Genomic DNA, 251 nt, shown 5'->3' on the forward strand with positions numbered 1-251 from the left:
ACATGGGGAGACCCCACACTACCATCGGCGCTGCTTCGTTTCACTACTGAGTTCGGCATGGAGTCAGGTGGGTCCAAAGCGCTATGGTCGCCAAGCAAATTCGGTAATCTAGAAAGCTGTTCGTTCTCGCCACAATCAACTGGCTTTATTTTAAGTCCAACCCAAAACCTCTTGGGTGTTGTATGGTTAAGCCTCACGGGCAATTAGTACAGGTTAGCTCAACGCCTCACAGCGCTTACACACCCTGCCTA

Annotated in this window: 1 rRNA gene; it reads right to left on the reverse strand. The window is 50.6% G+C overall.

What is annotated here, in order from left to right:
• Positions 1-95 (reverse strand): 5S ribosomal RNA (gene rrf / locus BZG25_RS15835); the annotation flags it as partial.
• Positions 96-251: the final 156 nt, after the last annotated feature.

The organism is Salinivibrio sp. ML198 (genome assembly GCF_001996015.1).
In the GTDB taxonomy this organism is placed as follows: Bacteria; Pseudomonadota; Gammaproteobacteria; order Enterobacterales; family Vibrionaceae; genus Salinivibrio; species Salinivibrio siamensis.